Below are 638 nucleotides of genomic sequence, written 5' to 3'. Positions count from 1 at the left end.
TTTTCATCTAACGTACATGCAATAACAAACATATCCGCTTTTTTTGCGTTAGAAGTTTCTTTTTCCTTACCATTTCTTTTTACCGTAACTGCTGCTACACCTATGTTTGAAGCATGTAAAGTAGAAGCAACATCAACTTTATCTGCTAATTTTTTATTTTCTGTTTGCGTATTATTAAGGTTAGTTTCAAGATTTTTCTTTTCAGTTGTTAGCTGAGTTTTATCTGTATTTAATTGTTGATTGGTTGCTGTTAATTCTGCATTTTCACTTTTCAGTTTAGTTACTTCAGCAAACAAGTCGTCAATTTTTCCATTTAATTCTTTAATCATCACCCTGGCTTGTTTCAATTCTTCATCGGTTGCATTCTTTTTATTAAGAATGGTTCTTACGTTACTTTTCAACTTTAGAATCTCACTGTTTCTATCAGCTAATGCACCCTGTAATTGTACGTTAGAACTTGTTATTGAATCAGATCTTAACTCGGCTTTATCTAATTCAGCTTTAATAGAATCTCTTGATGTAACGGCTACAGTTGTTTGTGTATTTGCCGTTGCCAATGCTTCTTTGGCTTTGCTTTTATCATAAATTATATAACCCCATGTTAGCACCAATGCAGCAATAAGAATTGCATAGATAGT

At 32.3% G+C, this 638-nt stretch carries 1 protein-coding gene; it reads right to left on the bottom strand.

Features of this window, described 5'->3' with window-relative positions; genetic code table 11:
• The coding region (locus tag E3E36_RS11175) for a hypothetical protein (RefSeq protein WP_206203612.1) at positions 1-638 on the bottom strand (638 nt) is incomplete at both ends.

The sequence above is a fragment of the Thermococcus sp. M36 genome (assembly GCF_012027355.1).
Classification (GTDB): domain Archaea; phylum Methanobacteriota_B; class Thermococci; order Thermococcales; family Thermococcaceae; genus Thermococcus.
This window is presented reverse-complemented; position numbering and strand designations above follow the sequence as displayed.